The organism is Actinoplanes sp. NPDC000266 (genome assembly GCF_042899005.1).
Lineage (GTDB): Bacteria > Actinomycetota > Actinomycetes > Mycobacteriales > Micromonosporaceae > Actinoplanes.
Genome location: NZ_JBIAZI010000002.1, coordinates 233,815 through 254,851, shown reverse-complemented (window position 1 = coordinate 254,851; position 21,037 = coordinate 233,815). Strand labels below are relative to the sequence as shown.

Annotated in this window: 17 protein-coding genes; 10 read left to right on the top strand and 7 right to left on the bottom strand. The window is 71.3% G+C overall.

The features are described 5' to 3' along the window. Positions 1-63 precede the first annotated feature (63 nt). Genes trpB through ACFY36_RS07500 form a run of 4 tightly spaced genes read left to right on the top strand, consistent with a single transcriptional unit; the run spans position 64 to position 3,464 of the window. Positions 64-1,206, top strand: coding sequence for a tryptophan synthase subunit beta (gene trpB, locus ACFY36_RS07515; RefSeq protein WP_499745087.1), 1,143 nt, complete (start codon positions 64-66; stop codon positions 1,204-1,206). Further along, positions 1,203-1,979: a tryptophan synthase subunit alpha gene (gene trpA, locus ACFY36_RS07510; RefSeq protein WP_499745086.1), complete on the top strand. Its 777-nt coding sequence runs from the start codon at positions 1,203-1,205 to the stop codon at positions 1,977-1,979. Before trpB ends, trpA begins: the two co-directional genes overlap by 4 nt. After that, positions 1,966-2,676, top strand: coding sequence for a GntR family transcriptional regulator (locus tag ACFY36_RS07505; RefSeq protein ID WP_499745085.1), 711 nt, complete (start codon positions 1,966-1,968; stop codon positions 2,674-2,676). The genes trpA and ACFY36_RS07505 overlap by 14 nt, the downstream gene beginning before the upstream one ends. Before the next feature lie 29 nt (positions 2,677-2,705). Beyond that, positions 2,706-3,464 (top strand): class I SAM-dependent methyltransferase, encoded by a 759-nt coding sequence (locus ACFY36_RS07500; RefSeq protein WP_499745084.1) that lies wholly within the window; start codon positions 2,706-2,708, stop codon positions 3,462-3,464. A 73-nt stretch (positions 3,465-3,537) separates the two neighbouring features. Here the strand turns inward: ACFY36_RS07500 and ACFY36_RS07495 are convergent, their stop codons facing one another. Further along, positions 3,538-3,807 carry a DUF2277 domain-containing protein gene (locus tag ACFY36_RS07495; protein ID WP_499745083.1) on the bottom strand — a complete coding sequence of 90 codons (270 nt, stop codon included), beginning with the start codon at positions 3,805-3,807 and terminating at the stop codon, positions 3,538-3,540. A 107-nt stretch (positions 3,808-3,914) separates the two neighbouring features. On the opposite strand from ACFY36_RS07495, the gene ACFY36_RS07490 reads away from it, so the two are divergent. Both ACFY36_RS07490 and ACFY36_RS07485 read left to right on the top strand, forming a co-directional pair. Next, positions 3,915-4,664: an isocitrate lyase/PEP mutase family protein gene (locus ACFY36_RS07490; RefSeq protein WP_499745082.1), complete on the top strand. Its 750-nt coding sequence runs from the start codon at positions 3,915-3,917 to the stop codon at positions 4,662-4,664. A 9-nt stretch (positions 4,665-4,673) separates the two neighbouring features. Next, the gene (locus ACFY36_RS07485; protein WP_499745081.1) at positions 4,674-5,063 is read left to right on the top strand and encodes a DnaJ family domain-containing protein; all 390 of its coding nucleotides are present in this window, start codon (positions 4,674-4,676) and stop codon (positions 5,061-5,063) included. Here the strand turns inward: ACFY36_RS07485 and ACFY36_RS07480 are convergent. Beyond that, positions 5,047-6,750 (bottom strand): DUF6114 domain-containing protein, encoded by a 1,704-nt coding sequence (locus tag ACFY36_RS07480; RefSeq protein ID WP_499745080.1) that lies wholly within the window; start codon positions 6,748-6,750, stop codon positions 5,047-5,049. The two genes, ACFY36_RS07485 and ACFY36_RS07480, sit on opposite strands and share 17 nt — an antisense overlap. Positions 6,751-6,810: 60 nt before the next feature. Further along, entirely contained in the window at positions 6,811-7,437 is a 627-nt protein-coding gene (locus ACFY36_RS07475; RefSeq protein ID WP_499745079.1) for a DUF6230 family protein, read from the bottom strand. Positions 7,438-7,746: 309 nt separating this feature from the next. On the opposite strand from ACFY36_RS07475, the gene ACFY36_RS07470 reads away from it, so the two are divergent. From ACFY36_RS07470 to ACFY36_RS07460, 3 genes are read left to right on the top strand one after another with little or no spacing between them, the layout of a single operon-like run. Continuing rightward, positions 7,747-9,816 carry a transglycosylase domain-containing protein gene (locus ACFY36_RS07470; RefSeq protein ID WP_499745078.1) on the top strand — a complete coding sequence of 690 codons (2,070 nt, stop codon included), beginning with the start codon at positions 7,747-7,749 and terminating at the stop codon, positions 9,814-9,816. A 58-nt stretch (positions 9,817-9,874) separates the two neighbouring features. Further along, entirely contained in the window at positions 9,875-11,116 is a 1,242-nt protein-coding gene (locus ACFY36_RS07465) for a sensor histidine kinase (protein WP_499745077.1), read from the top strand. Continuing rightward, complete coding sequence (locus tag ACFY36_RS07460) at positions 11,113-13,080, top strand: ATP-binding protein (protein WP_499745076.1); 1,968 nt, start codon at positions 11,113-11,115, stop codon at positions 13,078-13,080. The genes ACFY36_RS07465 and ACFY36_RS07460 overlap by 4 nt, the downstream gene beginning before the upstream one ends. Here ACFY36_RS07460 and ACFY36_RS07455 read toward each other — a convergent pair. Genes ACFY36_RS07455 through ACFY36_RS07445 form a run of 3 tightly spaced genes read right to left on the bottom strand, consistent with a single transcriptional unit; the run spans position 13,022 to position 18,280 of the window. Further along, positions 13,022-15,577, bottom strand: a complete 2,556-nt coding sequence (locus ACFY36_RS07455; RefSeq protein WP_499745075.1) for a molybdopterin-dependent oxidoreductase — start codon at positions 15,575-15,577, stop codon at positions 13,022-13,024. The two genes, ACFY36_RS07460 and ACFY36_RS07455, sit on opposite strands and share 59 nt — an antisense overlap. Next, positions 15,574-16,356: an FAD binding domain-containing protein gene (locus ACFY36_RS07450; RefSeq protein WP_499745074.1), complete on the bottom strand. Its 783-nt coding sequence runs from the start codon at positions 16,354-16,356 to the stop codon at positions 15,574-15,576. The genes ACFY36_RS07455 and ACFY36_RS07450 overlap by 4 nt, the downstream gene beginning before the upstream one ends. A gap of 40 nt (positions 16,357-16,396) precedes the next feature. Then, positions 16,397-18,280 (bottom strand): hypothetical protein, encoded by a 1,884-nt coding sequence (locus ACFY36_RS07445; RefSeq protein WP_499745073.1) that lies wholly within the window; start codon positions 18,278-18,280, stop codon positions 16,397-16,399. Between the two features lie 98 nt (positions 18,281-18,378). On the opposite strand from ACFY36_RS07445, the gene ACFY36_RS07440 reads away from it, so the two are divergent. Continuing rightward, positions 18,379-18,867, top strand: a complete 489-nt coding sequence (locus ACFY36_RS07440) for a DinB family protein (protein ID WP_499745072.1) — start codon at positions 18,379-18,381, stop codon at positions 18,865-18,867. Positions 18,868-18,874: 7 nt separating this feature from the next. On the opposite strand, the gene ACFY36_RS07435 is transcribed toward ACFY36_RS07440, so the two are convergent. Then, positions 18,875-21,037, bottom strand: coding sequence for a pectate lyase-like domain-containing protein (locus ACFY36_RS07435; protein WP_499745071.1), 2,163 nt, complete (start codon positions 21,035-21,037; stop codon positions 18,875-18,877).

The following is a 21,037-nucleotide window of genomic DNA, read 5'->3' as shown; positions in this document are numbered from 1 at the left end:
CTTCGGCGGAGAGTTCTACAACTTTTGGAGGCGTGCCCCATGACAAGCACGACGTCTACCTTGATGACGGAACCGGCCGCCGGTCGCTTCGGCGACTTCGGTGGCCGGTTCGTCCCCGAGTCCCTCGTGCCGGCCTGCGCGGCCCTGTCCGCCGCCTTCCGTGAGGCCTGGGCCGATCCCGCCTTCCGGGGCGAGCTCGACGAGCTGCTCGCCGTCTACGCCGGCCGGCCCACCCCGCTCACCCCGGCGCGCAACCTCTCCGCCCAGCTCGGCGTGGAGCTGCTGCTCAAGCGCGAGGACCTGGCGCACACGGGCTCCCACAAAATCAACAACGTGCTCGGCCAGGCGCTGCTCGCCCGCCGGATGGGCAAGACCCGGCTGATCGCCGAGACGGGCGCCGGGCAGCACGGGGTCGCGACCGCCACGGCGGCCGCCCTGCTCGGCCTCCGCGCGACGGTCTACATGGGTGAGCGCGACATCGAGCGCCAGCAGCTCAACGTCCTGCGGATGACCACCCTCGGCGCCGAGGTCGTCCCGGTCACCAGCGGCAGCCGCACCCTCAAGGACGCGACGAACGAGGCCATGCGCGCCTGGGTGTCCGACGTGGACGAGGCCCATTTCCTGCTGGGCTCGGTCGGCGGCCCCCACCCGTACCCGTGGATGGTCCGGGAGTTGCAGCGCGTGATCGGCGCCGAGGCGCGGCGGCAGAGCCCCACCGTCCCCGATGTGGTGGTGGCGTGCGTCGGCGGCGGCTCGAACGCGGCCGGCACGTTCGCCGGGTTCGTCGACACGAGCGCGCGGCTGGTCGGCGTCGAGGCGGCCGGCGGCGCGGCCATGACCAGCGGCTCGCCCGGTGTCGTGCACGGCGCCCGCTCGATGGTCCTTCAGGACGCGGACGGTCAGGTCGCCGAGGCGGAATCGATAGCGGCCGGCCTCGACTATCCCGGCATCGGCCCCGAGCACGCCCACCTGGGCGCCATCGGGCGCGCCGAATACCGGACGGTCGACGACGCCGAGGTCGTCGGCGCGGTCCGCCGGCTGGCCCGCGCCGAGGGCATCATCTGCGCGCTCGAGTCGGCCCACGCGGTCGCCTGGGTGCTGCGCGCGGCGGGCACGCCCGACCTGCCGACCGGTTCGCGGGTGATCCTCACCCTGTCCGGCCGGGGCGACAAAGACATGGCGACGCTGCCCGGCGGTGCGGCATGACGGCCCTCATCCCGTACGTCACCGGCGGCATCACCGACGACTGGACCGACTACCTGCTGGCCTACCAGGAGGCCGGCGCGACGGCGATCGAGATCGGCCTGCCCTTCTCCGATCCCGTGCTCGACGGCGTCACCATCCAGGAGGCGTCCGACCGGGCGCTGTCCCGGGGCACGACAGTGGCGTCGATCCTCGGCGACCTTCGTGCCGTGCGGGGCCGGATGCGGGTCCCGCTGATCGTCATGACCTACGCCAACCTGGTGTTCCACCGTTCCGCGGCCGTCTTCTGCCGCGAGCTGGCCGAGGCCGGTGTCAGCGGGCTGATCGTTCCCGACCTGCCCGTGGACGAGGCGGGGCCGGTGGCCCGGGCGGCCTCCGACGCCGGCATCGACCTCATCCCGCTGGTCGCGCCGGTCACGCCCGACGACCGCCTGACCGCGATCGCGGAGCTGGGCGACAGCTACATCTACGCGGTGAGCGTGATGGGCACGACCGGTGAGCGGGCCTCGCTCGGCGACTCCGCCGGCCGGCTCGCGGCGCGGGTCAAAGCGATCACCGACCGGCCGGTGCTCATCGGGTTCGGCGTCTCCTCGCCGGAGCAGGCGGCCGAGGCCGGGCGCGCCGGGGACGGGGTGGTGGTGGCGTCCGCGTTGATGCGTAGGGTTCTTGACGGGGCCACGGCGGCAGAACTACGGGAGACCGTCGCGAGCCTCGCCGCAGCTCTGGAGGATTCCACTGACTACGCGACTGCCGAAGTATCAGGTGATCGCCGATGACCTGACTACGAAGATCCGTGACGGCGAGCTGCCGCCGGGTGCCGCGTTGCCGCCGCAGCGTGAGCTCAGCGCCTCGTACGGGGTGACGCTGGCGACGCTGCGCCAGGCCTTGCAGCGCCTGGAGAACGACGGGCTGCTGTCGCAGCAGGCCGGCCGGGGCACGTTCGTGACGGAGCCGCGCCCGACGTACATGCTGCATTCGATGCGCGGCTTCGAGGAGGACCTGCGCGAGCAGGGCCAGACGGTGTCCACGTACGTGCTGGGTCAGGGGCTGGCGTATCCCCCGGCCTGGGCCGCGACGCTGATGGACTACGGGTTTCCTGTGGTGCGGCTGGAACGCCTTCGGCTCCTGTCCGGCCGGCCCGTCGTCCACCAGCTCTCCTATGTCCGCGATCGCGAGCTGGAGAAGGCGGATCTGAGTGAGAAGTCCCTGTACGCCGTGCTGGCCGGCCACGGCGTCATCGTCCACAAAGCGAGCGAGGTGATCCGGCCTGGTGTTCTCGACGACAAGACGGCCGAGCTGCTGCACCAGCCGCCCGGCACTCCCGTTTTTCTCTCCGAGCGGGTCACCTACGACCCCGACGGGGTAGCCGTGGTGGTCGACCGGGCGACCATTCTCGGCACGGCCATGGAGATCCGCACCGACCGGGCGCTGACGGGCTTCTCCATGCAGTGGACTCGTCCACCCAGCGGTTGATCTAGGTCGGTAGCTTCACGGTCGTGAGGATGCCGTCGGATGACGCAGTGCAGCAGTACGCGGGGACGACCGAAAATCTGAACGCGCGGATTGCCATCCACGCGTACGGGAGCAATCCGCAGGGATGGTTCTCGTGGCTGGGGGAGCGGCTGCCGACTGCCGGGGACGTGCTCGAAGTGGGTGCGGGGACCGGTGAGCTGTGGCGGCATCTCGATCCGCGGCGGCCGGGGCTGCGGCTGACGCTCACCGATTTCTCGGCGGCCATGTGTGAGCGGCTCGGGGACGTCGCGGGGGCGGAGGTGCGCCGGTGCGAGGCGACGGATCTGCCGTTCGCGGACGGGCGGTTCGACGCGGTCATCGCCAACCACATGCTGTATCACGTCGACGAACCGGAACTGGCGCTGCGGGAGTTCGCGCGGGTGCTGCGGCCGGGTGGGCGGCTGCACGTGGCCACCAACGGGCGCGGGCACATGGAGGAGCTGTTCGCCGTCGCGGCGGCGGCGGGCAAGCCGGACGTGAACGGTTCGGCGGCTCGCAGCAACTTCCCGGCCGAGGACGCACCGGCGGCCGTGGGGCGGCACTTTCGGGACGTGGCCGCTGAGGCCTATCCGGGCGACCTGCTGGTTCCGGACGCCGAGCCGGTGGTCGCCTACCTGGCCAGCCTCTCGGGCGGGCCGCTCACCGGCGAGCAGCTCGCGGCGGCCCGCGCCCTCGTCCAGGCGCGGATCGGCGCGGAGGGACACTTCCGCGTTCGCAAGCACACCGAGCTGATCACCGCGACCCGCTGACGGCTCCGGGGGCGAGGCGGGCGCGGGCGTGCGGGCGCGGGCGTGCGGGCGCGGGCGGGCGCGGGGCGGGGCGTCAGGAGGCGTAGCGGCGTTCGGCTCGGGCCCGGGCCTTGACTGCCTCCTCCTCGCGGTTCTTCGGTGGGGCGGTCGTCACCAACTCGCCCAGCAGGTCGGCGGTGGCGGCGGCCACGGCGGCCACGGCGCGGTCGAAGGCTTCCTGGTTGGCCTGGGACGGGCGGGTGGAGCCGGCCACCTTGCGGACGTATTGCAGGGCGGCGGCGTGTATCTCGTCGTGGGTGGCGGGTGGTTCGAAGTTGTGCAGCTGGTGGATGTTGCGGCACATCTGCGGGGTCCTTCCGGAGACTCGGGCGGCCACTGGTCAACCTACGCCGGGGGTGTGACACGAATGGTTCGGACCGCGCCGAAGTGTTCGGGGCCTAGCGTCGCGGCATGACCGATTTTCGTGCGCTTCACCGGCCGGGGCGGCCGCTCCTGCTGCCCAACGCGTGGGACGTGGCCTCCGTGTTCGCGCTGGCCGAGGCCGGATTCGAGGCGGTCGGGACCACCAGCCTCGGCATCGCGGCGGCCTACGGCGTGCCGGACGGGGCCGGACTGGCCCAGGAACGGACTCTCGAACTGGTGCGGCGGGTCAAGGGGTTGAGGGTGCCGCTGACCGTGGATGTGGAGAGCGCGGGAGCTGAGTTCGCGGCCGAGCTCTTCGCGGCGGGGGCGGCGGGAATCAACGTCGAGGACGGGCGTGGCGCCGACGGGCTGGCGCCGGTCGAGGAGCAGGCCGAGCTCATCGCCGCCATCAAGCAGCGGGTTCCGGGGCTCTTCGTCAACGCCCGCATCGACACCTACTGGCTCGGGACCGGTCAGGGCGACACCGCGAAGCGCGCCGAGGCCTATCTCGCGGCCGGCGCCGACGGGATCTTCGTGCCGGGGATCCGGGACGATCACGAGATCCGGGCGCTGCCGGGGCCGCTCAACGTGCTGCTGCTCCCGGGAATGACCGTCGGGCGTCTCGCCCGTCTCGGCGTGGCGCGGATCAGCACCGGCTCGCTGCTGTACCGGGCCGCCCTCGACGCGGCGCTCGTCACCGCGGCCGCCGTTCAGGAGGGCGCGCCGGCGCCGGACGGGGTCCGGTCGTACGCCGAGACCGATCGTCTGGCCGCGCTGGTAAGCGAAAGGCCCAAGTAAAATCGGACCATGGCGCACTGGTACGAGTCGTCGATCGATCGGCAGCTCCGGGAGGCGGCCGAGCGCGGGGAGTTCGACAACCTGGCCGGCACGGGCAAGCCCCTCACCGATCACGGCCAGGAGTACGACGACGACTGGTGGGTCAAGGACTGGCTGCGGCGTGAAGGGGCCGCCGCCGGTGTCGTACCGCCCACGCTGGCCCTTCGCCGTGAGACCGAGGACCTCGACGAGATCGTCGACCGGCTCACGGCCGAGCGCGAGGTGCGCGAGCGCGTGGACGGGCTCAACGAGCGGATCCGCCAGGCCAACGTCGGCCTGATGGACGGGCCGCCGGTGATCCTGCGGCCCTTCGACGCCGACGCCGTCGTGGCCGGGTGGAGGGCTAGGAGGTCTCCTTGATGTCCAGCGGGGCCGCGGTCAAGGTGTCGCAGCGGACGTACGCCAGCTGGATCGTCACGTCGGTGAACCAGAGCACCGGCAGGGTCAGCGGCGGCGGCTGCTCGGGGGTGAACGTCACCGGGATCAGGCCGAACAGCTTGCCCTCGAACTTCGGGGTGTAGAAGCGCACGTTCTTGTCGGTGACCAGCTCGTTGCTCTTGATCACCGTCTTGGCGCCGCCGGGCTCGGCGATGGTCAGCGTGAACGGCTTGTTCACCGCCTTGTCCATGCTGAACTTCAGCGCCTTGAAACTGCCCTTGGCGGTCGGCATGTCGACGACGCCGTCGTACGTCGATTCGTACATGGTCAGGGAATCGACCTCCATGAGGCCGGGCTTCTCCGAGACCTGGGGGATGTCGTCCGCGCCGGCCACCTTGTTCATCACGCGCGGGCCGAGGCAGGGGATCTCCTCGACGCTGGGGGAGGCCGCCGGCTTGGCGGACGCCGCAGCCGACGAGGCCTCGGTGGTGGTGGGCGCGGACGGCGGAGCCGCCGCTGACGGCGCGGTCGTGGTCGGCTCGGCCGCGGGGGTGGTGGCGGGCGCCGACGTCGTGGTGGCGGGGGCGGACACCGGCGCGGATCCTGACTCCGACGGCTCCGGCGACGTGCTCGGGGTGGAGTCGTCGCCGATCCCGAGCAGGTTGCCGAGGCCGTCGAAGAAGTCCTCGACCCCGTCCTTGACGGGGTTCGTGGACTTGGCCGGCGCGGAGGTGGTAGCCGACGGCGGGGCGGGACTCGCGGGGGCACTGGCCCCGCCCGCCGCCGGCTGGCTGGTGACCGTCGGAGCGACGGCCCGGGGGGCGCCGGCCTTGAGGGCCGGCGCCGAGGAGGCGGAATCGGGGTCGGCCGCCGACGGGGCGGAGGCCGGCGCCGACGAGAAGGACCGCGATGGAAGACCCTCGGGGCAGGTGACGGCCTTGGCCGGCATGTTGCTCCCGGCGATCAGGACGCTGCCGGTCACGGCGACGATCAGCAGGATCACGCTCAAAGCCCGCGGGTGCATCCCACCCCGAGGCTCGTCCGGCGCGGATGGGGGCAGCCCCGGGATGATCGCGGTGTCGCCGGAGTCGGTGTCTGCGGGCCGCAGGATCGGCCGCGTGGGCCGGTCGTCGTGCCCGGCGATCTGGTCGTCGTCGTAGTACGAGGTGTCGTCGTAATGCCGGGTGTCATCGGGGCCCGAGGTGCCGTCGAGGGGGGAGGCCGGATCGGTGGAGGCGGGGCCGGCGGTGGCCGCGGGGCCGGCCCAGGCGTCGACGGCCGGCTTGGCCCGCGGCGGGCCCCAGGCGATCACCAGGGCGCCACCGACGATGCCGAGCATCATGCCGAGGATGAAGCCGCCGAGGTTGAGCCCCAGGAACGAGTAGAGCGCCGTCAGCAGCCCGACGATGCCGTAGAACAGCCGCTGCGCCGGCGTGGCCCAGGTCAGCGCCCCGGTGAGCAGCATGATCAGCGGCAGCAGGTAGGAGAGGAATCCCTGCGGCCCGAGGTGCAGCTCCATGTCGCCCAGGTCGAGGTTGGCGCTCAGGAACATCTCCACGCCGGACAACAGGAGGAAGAGCCCGCCCCAGAACGGCCGGCCGCGCCGCCACCGGCGGAACCTGCTCCAGAAGTCGTCCGTCGCCACAGTCTGCTGCCTTCCGAAAGTCATCCGAAAAAGAAAGGAGTGGGGCCCGCGGACGATCTGTTCCGCGAGCCCCGGTGGTGCTGATCAGCCCTCGAAGCATTCCTTGCCGGACTGGCCGACGTAGAGCTTGAGGCTCATGCCGCTCAGCCGGAAGGTCGACGCCGAGGTCGAGTACGCCTTCTGGCGCAGACCGTCGATGGTGACGGTGCGCGCCTGCTGGCCGAAGCTGCCTTCCTCGCCGTGCTCCTCCACGGGACGGCCGTCCCGGGTGAGGGTCGAGGCGTCCTGGCCGATGTCGATGTCCTCGAACGTCGCGTTGCCGCTCAGCTCGGACATGCCGATCAGCAGGTCCTCGGCCTCGACCGGGTTCTTCGCGTCCTTACCGGCCTCGATCCGCAGCGTGATCGGGCCGGCCGCCACCGACTGGCACAGGTTGGTGAGGGTGGCGGTGTTGATGCCCGACATGGCGGCCGGGATCTTCTGGCCGTTCTTCTTCTCCAGCGGGCCGCTGTACTGGGTGAAGCCCTGGCCCTCGAGCCGGTCGGCCGAGAGCTTGAACTGCGTGCCCGAGATCGAGAAACTGGCGGCCAGCGCGCCCTGGGCCAGGGCGAAGACCAGGCCACCGGCGACCACGGTGGGCACGCCCACCGCTACGGCGAAGCGGCGCCAGTTGGTGCGTCCGTACGCCGGATCGCCTTGCGCATCAGTCACGGAACCTCCTAGTGATGGAGACGGCTACGGTCGGCGCGCAGAGAGGTCCGTCGATGCCGTCGCTTAACGTGCGGGAAATGTTGCCGCTCTGGTCAGCGGGTTACAAGAGGCTTGGCTACTAGTCAGTAACCCAGCTCACTGGATCTTGGTAACGCTGCGTGACAACATCAAGAGCGACGCGCATCAATTCGGGCGAATCTCACCGCCAAACGACCTGTGACCGTAACCACACGTATATGACGTGAGAAAAATTACGGATCGGTAACAAAACCCAGGTTGTTCTCAGGAATCGGTGTTACCGGTTGATCAATGACCGAGAAGAAGCGCGCCTTGGGCCGCCTGGGTGGCGTTCTGGTGCTCATCGGCGCCCTGGTCGGGGTGGCCGCGATCCCGTTGGGAGTCGTACTGGGCGCTGGGGCGCACTGGCAGAACAGTCAGGCCGACGACCTGCCGTCCCAGCTGCTCAGCCCGTCCGCGTCGCAGGTCACCCGCATCTACGCCAACGACGGCAAGACGCTGATCACCACGTTCTACGACGAGGACCGGCACGACGTCACCCTGGCCCAGATCGCGCCGGTGATGCAGAACGCGATCGTCGCGGCCGAGGACACCCGCTTCTACGACCACGGCGGCGTCGACCTCAAGGGCCTGGCCCGCGCCTTCGTCAAGGACGCGAGCAGCGGTGAGGCCGCGCAGGGCGCCTCGACGCTGACCATGCAGCTGGTGCGCAACGTGCTCAAGGAGGACCCGACGCTGACCGCGTCGGAGCGGGCCGAGGCGACCGAGGACACCCCGGCCCGCAAGCTCCGCGAGATCGAGTACGCGATCCAGCTCGAGACCAAGCTCAGCAAGAAGCAGATCCTGCAGAACTACCTGAACCTGGTCTATTTCGGCAACGGGGCGTACGGCATCGAGGCCGCCGCCCGCCGCGTCTTCAACACCACCCCGGCCAAGCTCGACCTGGCCCAGTCGGCGCTGATCGCCGGCATCGTCCAGTCGCCGGACGCGGACAATCCGATCGGCGGCTCCAAGGCCAAGGCCCGCGAGCGCCAGCTCTACGTGCTCGCCGCCATGGTCAAGGCCGGCATGATCACCCAGGCTCAGAGCGACGCCGCGGCCGGGGAGAAACTGACGTACTCGGGAAAGACCCAGCCCAACGGCTGCGTCGACGCGACCGGGGAGACCGACGGCTGGGGTTTCTTCTGCGACTACGTGCAGCGCTGGTGGGAGGAGCAGCCGCAGTTCGGCAAGACCGTCGCCGAGCGCGACGACGCCCTGCGCCGCGGCGGCTACTCCATCGTGACGACGCTCGACCCGGGCATCCAGAAGAAGGCGGCCGCCGAGTCCCGCTCGGTCTACGGGCTGAAGAACTCCAAGACGCTGCCGATCGCGGTGGTCCAGCCCGGCACCGGCAAGGTGCTCGCGCTCGCCGTCAACCGTCACTACGGCAGCGCGGTCAAGACCACCGACACCGTGAACCCGCTGGTCAGCGGTGGTAAGAACCTCTACGGCTATCCGTCCGGCTCGACCTTCAAGATGTTCACGATGCTGGCCGCCCTGGAGAAGGGCCTGCCGCTCAACACCGGCTACGAGACGAAGTCGCCGCTGGTCACCGAGTGGACCGACTGGGGATCGGGCAACTGCGACGGCAAGTACTGCCCGGGCAACGACAACCCGGCCTGGATGGACGGCTTCCGCACCATGTGGGACGGCTTCGGGCGTTCGGTGAACACCTATTTCGTACGCCTCGAGGAGCAGGTCGGCCCGGCCGCAGTGGTCGAGATGGCCCAGCGCCTGGGCATCAGCTTCGCCAACCCGGCCGACAAGAAGCAGGCCGAGAGCAGCGCCGGCTCGTGGGGCTCGTTCACGCTCGGCGTCATCGACACCACCCCGCTCGAGCTGGCCTCGGCCTATGCGACGGTGGCCTCCGAGGGGACGTACTGCTCACCCCTCCCGGTCTCCTCGATCACGAAGTCGGACGGTTCGAAGGTCGCGGTCTCGACGAACTGCAAGAAGGTCCTCGACACCGAGGTGGCCCGGGCGGCGACCGACGCCGCGCGCTGCCCGGTGGGCCAGCAGAGCTCGTACGGCAAGTGCGACGGTGGCACCGGCACGCAGGTGGCGAGCATCTTCGGCGGCGTCCAGGTGGCCGGCAAGACCGGCAGCACCGAGGACAACCGCACCGAGACGTTCGTCGGCTTCACGCCCACCGTGGCCGCCGCCGGCATCGCCAACGACCCGGTCAACCCGTCCGACCACGTCGGCTCGGGCGTCGAGGCGGATGTGGTCACCGCGGTCGCGAAGACGCTGAAGTACGCCGCCGGGGACGAGTCCCAGGACTTCACCCCGCCCAGCAGCGCCATTGCCTTCGGGGGATAGAGGCCGATAAAGCGGACAAGCACTCAGGGAAGGGCGGTTGCCTGCCGACAAGAACCAAGTGAGGACCGCCCACGAGCAGCGCCGCCTCGCGGCGCTGCACGAGTACGGCCTGCTGGACGCGCCGGCCGGCGACGAGCTCGAAGCCGTCGTCCGGGTCGCGGCCACGCTGGCCGGGGTGCCCACCGCGACCCTCAACCTGATCGACGAGAACCGGCAGTGCCAGCTCACCACCACCGGCTTCGAGGGCAGCGACACGGCCCGTACCGACTCGATGTGCGCGATCCGCTTCGAGACGGGCGACTTCACCTATCTGCCCGACGCCCGGGCCGATCCGGCGTACGTCGGCAACCCTTGGGTGACCGGCAAGCTGGCCGACGTCCGGTTCTACGTCTCGGTCCCGCTGGTGACCCCGCAGGGCTATGCGCTGGGGTCGCTCTGCGTCTTCCACAACGAGGTGCACGAGCTGACCGCCGAGCAGCTGGAGCGCCTGCGTGACCTGGCCCAGGTGATCCTGGCCCTGTTCGAGCGCCGCCGGCAGGCCCGGGTGGTGCTGGCCCAGCACGCCGAGCTGGAGCGGGCGCACGCGGAACGGGCGGCCACGATCGCCGAGCTGAGCCGCTCCAACACCGAGCTGGAGCAGTTCGCCGGGGTGGTCAGCCACGACCTGGCCGCCCCGCTGAGCGTGGTCAGCGGCTATCTGGAACTGCTGGACGAGCGGATGTCCGGCTCCGATCCGCAGTCCGAGAAGTGGATCGCCGCCGGCACCCGCGCGGTCGGCCGCATGCAGCGGCTGATCACGTCGCTGCTGACGTACGCCCGGGCCGGGAACGCGCCCTACCAGCCCGAGCCGGCCCCGCTCGGCGAGCTGGTCGAGCTGGCGCTGACCGACCTGCGGGGCGGCATGGCCGGCGCGACGGTCGCGGTGGACGACGATCTTCCGGTGATCGAGGGCGACCCCGTCCTCGTACGCCAGTTGTTGCAGAACTTGATCGGCAACGCCCTGAAGTACCGCAGCCCGGACCGGCCCTGCCGCATCGAGATCACCGCCGTGCCGCTGCGGCCGCGCTGCTGGCGGGTCGGCGTGGCCGACAACGGCCGCGGCATCCCGGCCGATCAGCGCGACCGGGTCTTCGAGATGTTCGCCCAGGTCGACCCATCGGCCGGCACCGGGCACGGCGTCGGGCTCTCCACCTGCCAGCGGATCGTCGACCGGCACGGCGGCGAGATCCACGCCGAGGAGACGCCGGGCGGCGGCACGACGGTCTGGTTCACGCTTCCGTCACCGGGACGGCCGGCGTGAGGCTCGACCGGAGCGTGTTCTCCTCACTGCGTATCCGCGTGGCGGGCGGCTTCGCGGGCCTGCTCGCCCTCTTCCTGGTGCTGATCATCGGTCAGTTCGTGGTCAGCGACCGGCTGCGGGTGGAGCACATGGGCCACACCGAGCGGGTCGACGTCCTGCACGACACCAACCAGGCCGTCATGCAGCAGATGACCAACGCCGAGACCGGCGTACGGGGCTTTCAGCTGACCGGCGACGATGCCTTCCTTCAGCCGTACGACAGTGGGCGCTCGGCCGCGTTCGAGGCGCTCGGCAATCTGGCCGCGATCGTCGACGACCCCGAGGTCAGCCGGCTGTTGCAGAGCGAGCGCGAGGCCGCCGAGAACTGGCTGTACGGATACGCGATCCCGATCGTGAACGCCGGGCAGGCCGACACCGACGCCGCCCGGCTCGCGCGCGGCAAGGAGCTGTTCGACGGCCTGCGCACCGCCAACTCCGACGTCACGGTCGCGATCGACGCGTACGGCGACTCCCTGGCCGATGACGAGCGCAGCGACTACCGGGCCGCCACGCTGCTCTTCGGCGCTCTGGCCGTGGTGGTCGTGCTGGCCGGGATGGGCCTGGCCCTGCTGCACCAGCGGCACCTGCTGGCCCCGCTCGAGGACATCCGGGTCACCCTGCGGCGGCTGGCCGGCGGCGATCTCACCGCCCGGGCCCAGCCGGTCGGCCCGGGCGAGCTCAAGGCCGTGGCCGGCTCGGTGAACGACCTGGCCGCCGAGACCGAGCGGCTGATCACCGCCGAGCGGGCCCGTGCCGCCCGCAGCGAGCTGCGCCAGGCCGTCGCGGCCGAGCTGCGCTCGGAGGGCGACCCCAAGGAGACCGCCTGGCGGATGGCCATGCTGGTCGGCAACGCGATGGGCGCCGACGCCGTCTACGGCCGGGTGACCCTGCAGCCCGGCGAACGGTTCGAGGTGCACTGGCCGCCGAACGCGGCCACCCTCGACCCGATGGTGGCCGACGAGCTGAGGACGGCGCCGATCGGGCAGGCGATCACCCCGGCCACGCTGCCCGGCGGACTCGCCGTGGCGCTCAGCGGCGACTCGGGCTGCCCACCCGGCCTGGTCTGCGTGGTGCGGCCGGGCGGCCCGGAGTGGAGCCCGGAGGAGCGGCGGCTGCTGGCCGCGCTCTGCCGCGAGGTCGACCACAACGTCCACCAGTTCCGGCTCCAGCTGCGCCAGGCCCGGCTGATCAACGAGCTGCGGGTGCTCGACGAGCAGAAGGACGTCTTCGTCTCGACCGTCACCCACGAGCTGCGCACGCCGCTGACCAGCATCCTCGGATATACCGAGATGCTGGTGGAGGACGAGGACGACAGCTTCTCGCCGATACAGAAGCGGGGGCTGGACGCGATCCTGCGCAACGCCAACCGCCTCCAGGAGACGGTGACCGACCTGCTGCTGCTCGACCGCTCGAACGAGCGGGTGGGCGCCGAAGCGGTGCCGGTGGACGTGGCCGGCGTGGTCGACGGCCTCTACGAGAGCCTGGGCACGGCGGCGCGGGCCAAGGACCTGCGCTGGGACGTGAGCACCGAGCCGGCCTGGGTGCTGGGCGACGCCGGCCAGCTCGAACGGGCGCTGCGCAACCTCCTGGAGAACTCGATCAAGTTCACCGACCAGGGCGGCCGCCTCGAATGCCGGGTGGCCACGGCCGACGACCAGGTGGTCATCGAGATCACCGATACCGGCATCGGCATTCCGCCCGACGATCTGCCGGGGCTGTTCACGCCGTTCCACCGGGCGTCCAACGCGATGCACCAGGCCGTGCAGGGCTCCGGCCTGGGCCTGGCCATCGTGCGCAACATCGTCAGCGAGCACGGAGGGACGGTCACGGCCCGTTCCGAGCTGGGTCAGGGCAGCACGTTCACCATCAAACTGCCCTTGAGTCAGCAGCCCGCTCCAGAGCCGACCAGATCCGGTCACGGGTGAATGGCAATTGCGTCAGCCGTACGCCGGTGGCGTCGCGCAGAGCATTGGCCAGCGCGGCGGCGACCGGGTTGAAGGGGCTCTCGCTCATCGATTTGGCCCCCAGCGGCCCGATCGCGTCGTCGGTGTGGGCGAAGAGCACCTCGGTGCGCGGCACATCGGCGTACGTCGGAAGGTGATATTGCCGGAACCCGGCGGTGGTGACCCGCCCGTCGCCGTCGATGTCGACGTGCTCGGCGAGCGCGGCCCCGAGCGCCTGGGCGACGCCACCCTCGATCTGCCCGCGCAACTGGACCGGATTCATCACGGTGCCGGCGTCGGCGCTGTGCACGCTGCGCAGAATCCGTATCTCGCCGGTGGCCGGGTCGACGGCGACGCGGAACCAGTGAGCGTTGAAGGCCACCGACCGGGGGCTGCCGGCCCAGTGCCCGTCGGCGCTGGTCACCGTTGATCCGGCATCCATCTCGGCTCGCAGAGCCCGGGCCGCGCGAAGAACGGCCTGCCCGGCCACCACAACACCGGTGGACCCGAAGGCACCGGTGTCATGCCCCACGACGTCGGTGTCGGACTGCCGGAGCACGACGCGGTCCGCCGTAACGCCCAGAGCGTCGGCCGCGATCTGACAATGCACGGTCGAACTGCCGTTACCGAACTCGGCCGTACCCACCGCGACTTCGAACCGCCCATCCCCGAGCCGGGTCACAGTCGCATCGGCGTAGTGCCCACCGGGCGGCCCCGCCGCGATCATCGCAATGGCCATCCCCTCTCCGGCCAGCCACCCGCCGGGGGGGACATCCGGTGTGCCGGACGCTTCTCGGATGTGCTGGAGGCACTGGTCCAAGCCGTAGCTGGCTATCGTCAGATCGTCGGCGTGGTCGCCGGGGGCGGTCAGCTGATCGCCAGGTCGGACCACGTTCCGGGCGCGCATCTCTATCGGGTCGATGTCCAGGCGGCGGGCCAGCTCGTCGAGGGCCGACTCGACCGCGAACGACACCTGGCCCAGCCCGTAGCCCCGGAAAGCGCCGGCCGGGACCGTGTTCGTGTAGACCGACCAGGCGTCGGTGCGCATGTTCTCGCACCGGTACACGGCCAGCGACTCGTGGCAGGCGTGGTACATGACCGAGGGGCCGTGGTTCCCGTACGCCCCGGTGTTGGAAACGACCTCGAGTCGCAGCGCCGTCAGCGTGCCGTCCGAGCGTGCCCCCGCCTTGATTTTGACCTCGAAGGGATGCCGGGTGGTGGCGCTCGTGAACTGCTCGGCCCGGGTGAATTCGAGCTTGACCGGCCGTTCCAGCCGGAGCACGGCCAGCGCCACCAGGTCCTCGACCAGCATCTCCTGCTTGCCGCCGAAACCGCCGCCGACCCGGCCCGCGATCACCCGGACCCGGTCGGCCGGCAGGTCGAACAGGCCGGCGACCGCCCGCCGGGTCAGGAACGGGGTCTGCGTGCTCGACCGGATGACCAGGCGGCCCTCGTCGTCGAGCCAGCCGACCGCCCCGTGCGTCTCCAGGCTCGCGTGCTGCGCCCTCGGCGTCGAGAAGGTCCCCTCGTAGATCTCGTCGGCCTGGGCGAACCCGGCCTCCACGTCGCCGAGCGCGGCGTGCAGCTGGCCCACGACGTTTCCGCCGGGGTGCACGAGCGGGGCGTCCCCGGCCATCGCCTGGTCCGCCGTGAGCACGTGGGGGAGCACCTCGTACTCCACGGCCAGCGCGCGGCAGCCCTCCTCGGCCGCCGCCTCCGAGGTGGCCACGACGGCCGCGACCCGCTGGCCCACGAAGCGCACCACCTCGTCGAGCACCCGCGTGTCGGCCGGGTCCTCGGAGACGTTCTCGTGCTGGGCCGTCGAGAAGAGCTTGCCGGGATCGTCAGCGGGAGTGAGCACCAGCTCGACGCCCGGCACGGCCAGCGCGGCCTCGGTGCGGACGGCCACGATCCGGGCGTGCGCGTGCGGCGAGCGCAGGACCTTCAGGTGGAGTACGCCGGGCACGTCCAGGTCGAACGTGTAGCGGGCCCGGCCGGTCACCACGTCGGGGCCGGCCGGGGCGCCCAGACCGGCGCCGACCGCCTTGCCCTCGGTGGGGACGCACGCGTTCACCACGCCGTTCATCGCGTCGGCGATGGCGCGATAGCCCGTACACCGGCAGAGGTTGCCTTTGAAAGCTCTTGGCAGATCGTCGCGCTGATCGTCGGTGAGGGCGGCCGCGGTCATGATGTAGCCGGCCGTGCAGAAGCCGCACTGGAATCCCTGCGCGTCCAGGAAGGCGCGCTGGGCCGGGTGATCGTCGAGGCCTTCGATGGTGGTGACCTCGCGGCCGGCGGCCCGGAAGGCCGGGTAGACGCAGGAGTGCACCGGCCGGCCGTCGACGTGGACCGTGCAGGCGCCGCAGTCGCCGGTGTCGCAGCCCTTCTTGACGCCGAAGCAGCCCTCCTCGCGAAGGTACGTGCGCAAGCACTGACCCGGGCGCGGCGGGCGGTCGTGCTCCTCCCGGTTGATCCTCATGGCCGCAGCTCCCGCCGGATCTGCTCGGCGTAGAGCCGGGTCATGTGGCGCCGCCAGGCCGGCAGGCCGTGCACGTCGTCCAGATAGGCGCCGTCGGGGATCCGCTCGGCCAGCGCCACCTGCAACTGCTCCTCGCTCGGGCCCTGCGGGAAAACCAGGACGAACGGGCGCCCGGTGGCGGCGGTCACGGTCAGCGTCAGGCCGCCTTCGGCGTCCCTCCGCCCGATCACCAACACTCCGGACCGTCCGTGGGCATGCAGAGAGCCTTGCCTGTACGCCGTCACGGCGGCGAGCGCTTCCGCGGGCAGATGGAGCGACCGGAGGAGTTCGCCCTCCTTCAGGACGGTCGCGCCGTCGCCGGTGACGAAGTCCTTCACGGCGACGGTCCGCTCGCCGTCCGGGCCCTGGAGAAGGCACGTCCCGTCGAGCGCGGCCCCCAGGGCGATCATCGGCCCGGCCGGCAGCGCGGCGCACAGGTTGCCGCCCACGGTCGCCACGTTCCAGATCTTGAACGAGGCCAGGAACGCGTGGCAGCACTTCTCCACGATGGCGTGCCCGCTCGCCGCCAGCTCGGCGATCGTGCAGGTGGCGGCGATCTCGAGCCCCTCGGCGGTCTCGGTGAGCGCGGGCCAGCCGGCGGCGGTCAGGTCGAGCAGCCGCGTCAGGTGCGGGCGCGGCTCGGCGAACAGGGCCGTCCCGCCGCCGAGCCAGGCGTCACCCGGGCGCCACTGGCCCACCTCGGCGGGGCTGATCACTTCGGCGACAGTGTTCAGATCCACGTTCGTACGCTACGCGCCTCGTGTTTCCGTTCCGGACTTCTCACGTCAAGATCAATGTTGTTCCGGCGGTGGCCACGGCCCACGCCGCGTACAGCAGAAGCGGCCGCCGGGGCACCTCGATCTCGGGCGGCGGCGGCAGCGGGCTCAGCGCGAGCGACCGGGTCCGCGAGTCCCTCAGAGCCGCCACTAATTGGTCTGCCGTCCGCTGCGGGGTCGCCGGGTTGGCCTTGCGGCGGGCTTTGACGTCGGGCCGCACCCAGTGCCGCGCCCCACCGCGCGGGCCGCCCTCCCCGGCGAGCCCGACCTCAGCCCGCCCCCCTGCTCCCGCCGCTCCCGCCGCTCCCGCCGCTCCCGCCGCTCCCGCCGCTCCCGCCGCTCCCGCCGCGCCCGCCGCTCCCGCCGCTCCCGCCGCGCCCGCCGCTCCCGCCGCTCCCGCCGCTCCCGCCGCGCCCGCCTCTCCCGCTGCGGGAGCGTCTGTGGCCGCGCCACCCGCTCTCGTTGCGCCGCCCGTTCTCGTCGCGCCGCCCGTTCTTGTCGCGCCGCCCGTTCTCGTCCCGCCGCCCGTTCTTGTCGCGCCGGCTCCGGCGCGCCGGCCTGCTCGGCCCTCGGGTCTGACTCGGCGATCTGAGGCCTTTGTGGGAGACCGGCGGCCTTTGTCGCCGGTTTTCGGGCGAGGCCACGGCGGTGGCACGGGCACGGTCATCACCGACTCGCCGGCCGTCAGGACGATGCTGTTGCCGTCGTCGTAAACGATCGCGCTGTCGGTCGCCCACGGCTGTCGGTCCCGGCCGCGAAAGGTGACCGCCGCGATGCCGCCCGCGTGCCAGCGCAGCCGGGGCCGCAGCTGGGAGCGCCACCCGAACTCGAAGCCGGCCCCGCCCGCGACCGCCACCAGCACGGCGACCGCCGTGTGCGAGAAGCCGGCGAGGTAGCCCAGCTCGCCCACGGCCAGGGCCGACCCGGCGCCGATCATGATGGTGGTGGTCCAGGCCCGGGCCGGCGCGATCCGGTGCTCGCGTGGCTGGAAGGCGTCGGCGTCCCGGTCGGCCGGCCGCAGCGCCTCCGGGTCGACCAGCTGCTCCTCGTCGTCCTCGATCTCGCGCGGCAGCCCGTGCACCACGTCGAACGGCACGGTGATCACCTCGCCGACCGGCCCGACCGGCACGTGCAGGCGGTCGCCCACCTCGAGCGCGCACCAGGCGTCCTTGCGCGGATGCCCGTAGAGCACCCCGGCCACCGTGTGCACGTCCTCGCCGGGGTCCCACGGCTCCGGCTCGGCCACGTCGAAGGCCAGCTCCAGCGCCGTCTGATCGTCCTCGGCGGGCACGAGCACGTGCACGTAGCCCTCCTGCTCGACGGCCCGCACGGCGTGCACCGGCTGGGGATGGTTGAACAGGTTCCGCAGCGCGCTCTGCTGCTTGACCGCCCGCGCCAGCAGGGCGCAGCCCAGCCCGAAGGCCGCGATCGTGCCGGCCAGCCACGGGACCGCCGCCTCGTCCACCGACACCCACACCACGCCCGCGGCCGAGGCCATCAGCAGCGCGAACCCGCCGGCCTCGGCCGGCGCGCCGACGTGCGGGAGCTCGAAGGGCGCCGGCGGTCTCCGGTGCGGCACCGGCAGGGCGGCCGGGGGCCGGTCGCGCTGGGCGATGGCCACGCCGATGAGGGCGTATGCCCACACGATGAGAACTGCGCCGAACCCGGTGGCCAGGGGCGTCCACAACACGGCGCCCAGGAGCCCCGCCCACGCGGCGGCGGGCCGATGGGCGTACACCATGAGAGCCGGCGCCAGAAGCACCCCGAGACCCAGCCACCGGGCGACCGGCGCGGGATCGGACACCCCGCCGAACACCCCGAAGAGCAGCAGAAAGGCCGTGAGCCCGGAGGCCGGCACGAAGCTCTCCACGCGCAGCAGCACACGCATGACCCCATGGTCGGCGACGCCACGCCCCGACCAGGCCCGTTTGCGGATCCGGCAACTTTTCTTGTGGGCGGCCGATCACGGTGGCGATGCTGGCGGCCATGAAGACGTGCCGTGCGAAGGACGCCGGGCCCGGGTGGACCGGCGCGGACGAGAGAAGCACCCTGCTGGGATTTCTGGACTACCTGCGCGAGTCGATCGCGGGCAAGGTTGCCGGCGCTCCCGAGCCCCAGACGCGCACGGCCGGGGTGCCGTCGGGCACCAATCTGCTGGGCCTGATCAAGCATTTGACGTACGTCGAGCGGTTCTATTTCCTCGGCGAGCCGATCACCAACCTGCGCCGCACCATGCGGCCGGCCCGCGACGAGACGGCCGAGAGCCTGCTCGACGGTTATCGCCGGGCGGTCGAGGAGGCGAACCAGGTCGTCGCCACCTGGGACGATCTCGCGCTCGACGCTCCCCGCCCGCCCGGCCGTGGGCTGCCGCCCTCACGGCGCTGGGTGCTGGCCCACATGATCGAGGAGACGGCCCGGCACGCCGGTCACGCCGACATCCTGCGGGAGCGGATCGACGGCGTGACCGGGCGCTGAGCGGTTGTTACGGGCCGCTGACCAGGCTTGTCACCTGGTGGCCGCTGTTGACGGCGGCGCCCGTGGTGTTGATGACATTGGTGATGGTTCCCGTGCCGCCCAGGGAGACCGTCACCATGTCGCGCAAGCGCACTCCGGACTTGACGGGCACCTCGAAGGCGCGGGCGTTGACCACCGACGGGTTGACGTTGAAGTAGCAGTAGCTGCCCAGGCCCCACGCCTCGTGCGTGGTCACCGAGTCCGCCACCTTGTACGCGGCCCAGCCGCGGGTCGAGCCGTTCATGTACGCCGCCTGGTTCGGCGGGTCGTACGGCATCTCGTTCTGATAGAAGTACGTCCGGCCGGCCTCGCCGTTCCAGATGGTCTGGTACTGCTGATAGTGCTCGACGAACAGGCCGTAGAACGTCACGTTGTCGCCGTCGACGATCAGGCCGTTGCGGCCGGTGTTGATGTTCCAGCCGACGGTTCCGCCGTTGCCGTGGTCGGCTCGCCAGATCCAGGCGTGGTCACCGATCACGTTGTTGCTGTTGATCTGCATGCTGACGCCGGCCTTGCCGGCGATCGAGCCGCCGACGCGGATGAAGACGTCGGACAGCACGGTCGGGTTGGCCGCGTGCGACGCCGACGAGCCGGCCGGGCCGACCTGGAGCAGCGTGTTCGAGTTGGTCGTGCCGGCGTCGAAGAGCACACCGGCCAGCCGTACGCCGTCGACGTCGGCCACGTGCATCGCGTCCACCCCGCCGACCGGCACGAAGGTGGCCAGGCCGAGGCCCAGCACCACGGTGCCGGCGCGGGTCACGTTCAGCGTCTGGTTGAGGTTGTAGACGCCCGGCGTGACCAGCAGGTTCTTGCCGGCTGCGAGGGCCGCGTTGATCGTCGCCGCGGTGTCGCCCGCCTTGACCACGTAGAAGGTGCTGATCGGCAGCGAGGTGCCCGCCGGGGTGCCGTTGGCCCAGGTGGTGCCGCTGGCGTTGCTGCGCAGGGCGGGCACGAACACCTGGTACGCCCCGGCGCTGTCGACGTACAGATAAGGCTTTTCCGCAATCGTCGGCGACGAGCCGATCGTCGTGTACGGCGGTGAGGGGAAGCTCTGCGCGGGCGCGCCGGGGCTGCCGACGAAGACCTGGTTCCAGTTGGAGCCGTTCCAGCTGCCCATCTGCGAGTTGCGGGTCAGGAACTGCTGCTGCGAGCCGGACTGGATCTGACCGTCGATCTTCGAGTCGGCGATGAAGCCGCCCGACGACCAGCCGCCGTCGGACAGGGCCAGGTTGCCGCGGACGTGCATCCGGCGGTACGGGGCCGCCTGCGACACCGCCCAGCGGTCGAGCCCGTCCGGCGGGGTCACCGACAGGCCCTCGGCCGAACGCCAGAAGTTCTGGGTGGCGTTCTGCGAGCCGTCCGGCCACCAGTCGGCCTCGACGTGCACGTGGCCGTTGATGTTCACCTGGTCCGGGTTGAGGCCGAGCCCGGCCACCTGGGTGAAGAAGCCGACGTTGGCGTCGACGTTGTAGCTGCCCGGCTTGAACAGCAGCGCGTAGCGCGCGTTGCCGAACTGGTTGCTCACCTGGCTGTTGAAGACGCTGTTCAGCTTGTTCTGGATCGTCGACTGCGACATGGACGGGTCGAAGATGGTGACGTTGGGGCCGAGGTCGGGGTTGTTCGGGTTCGGCGGCACGGTCGTCGGGGGCGTGGTGGGGGTACCGGAGTAGTTCCACTTCTGGTTGGCGCCGCCGCCGCAGCTCCACAGCTGGAGCTTGGCGCCGTCGGCGAGGTTGTTGTCCTTGATGTCGAGGCACTTGCCGGCCTTGACGTTGACCAGGTCCTTGGCCGCGTTGAGGGTCCACTGCTGGCTGGTCAGCCCGGCGTAGCAGTCCCACATGTGCACGGCCGCGCCGTCGGTGACGGCGCCGTTGGCCACGTCCAGGCACTTGCCGAGGCCGCGCACCGAGCCGTCGTCGGCGAAGGTCCAGGTCTGGTTGGCGCCGGGGGAGCAGGCCCACATCTGCGGCTGGTTGCCGTTGGCGGTGCTGCCGTTCGTCACGTCCAGGCATTTGCTGTTGGCCGCGCTGACCAGGGTGCCGGTCGACGCCGCGAACGCGGTGGTCACACCGGCCACGCCCACGCCGGCCACGACGACGCCGAGGACGGCGCTGATGAGTAGTTTGCGCAT

Bases quoted from the DNA above. Each gene is read 5' to 3' on its own strand.
- trpB (WP_499745087.1), top strand. From the start codon at position 64: ATGACGGAACCGGCCGCCGGTCGCTTCGGCGACTTCGGTGGCCGGTTC.
- trpA (WP_499745086.1), top strand. From the start codon at position 1,203: ATGACGGCCCTCATCCCGTACGTCACCGGCGGCATCACCGACGACTGG.
- ACFY36_RS07500 (WP_499745084.1), top strand. From the start codon at position 2,706: ATGCCGTCGGATGACGCAGTGCAGCAGTACGCGGGGACGACCGAAAAT.
- ACFY36_RS07495 (WP_499745083.1), bottom strand. From the start codon at position 3,807: ATGTGCCGCAACATCCACCAGCTGCACAACTTCGAACCACCCGCCACC.
- ACFY36_RS07490 (WP_499745082.1), top strand. From the start codon at position 3,915: ATGACCGATTTTCGTGCGCTTCACCGGCCGGGGCGGCCGCTCCTGCTG.
- ACFY36_RS07485 (WP_499745081.1), top strand. From the start codon at position 4,674: ATGGCGCACTGGTACGAGTCGTCGATCGATCGGCAGCTCCGGGAGGCG.
- ACFY36_RS07480 (WP_499745080.1), bottom strand. From the start codon at position 6,750: ATGACTTTCGGAAGGCAGCAGACTGTGGCGACGGACGACTTCTGGAGC.
- ACFY36_RS07470 (WP_499745078.1), top strand. From the start codon at position 7,747: ATGACCGAGAAGAAGCGCGCCTTGGGCCGCCTGGGTGGCGTTCTGGTG.
- ACFY36_RS07455 (WP_499745075.1), bottom strand. From the start codon at position 15,577: ATGAGGATCAACCGGGAGGAGCACGACCGCCCGCCGCGCCCGGGTCAG.
- ACFY36_RS07445 (WP_499745073.1), bottom strand. From the start codon at position 18,280: ATGCGTGTGCTGCTGCGCGTGGAGAGCTTCGTGCCGGCCTCCGGGCTC.
- ACFY36_RS07440 (WP_499745072.1), top strand. From the start codon at position 18,379: ATGAAGACGTGCCGTGCGAAGGACGCCGGGCCCGGGTGGACCGGCGCG.
- ACFY36_RS07435 (WP_499745071.1), bottom strand. From the start codon at position 21,037: ATGCGCAAACTACTCATCAGCGCCGTCCTCGGCGTCGTCGTGGCCGGC.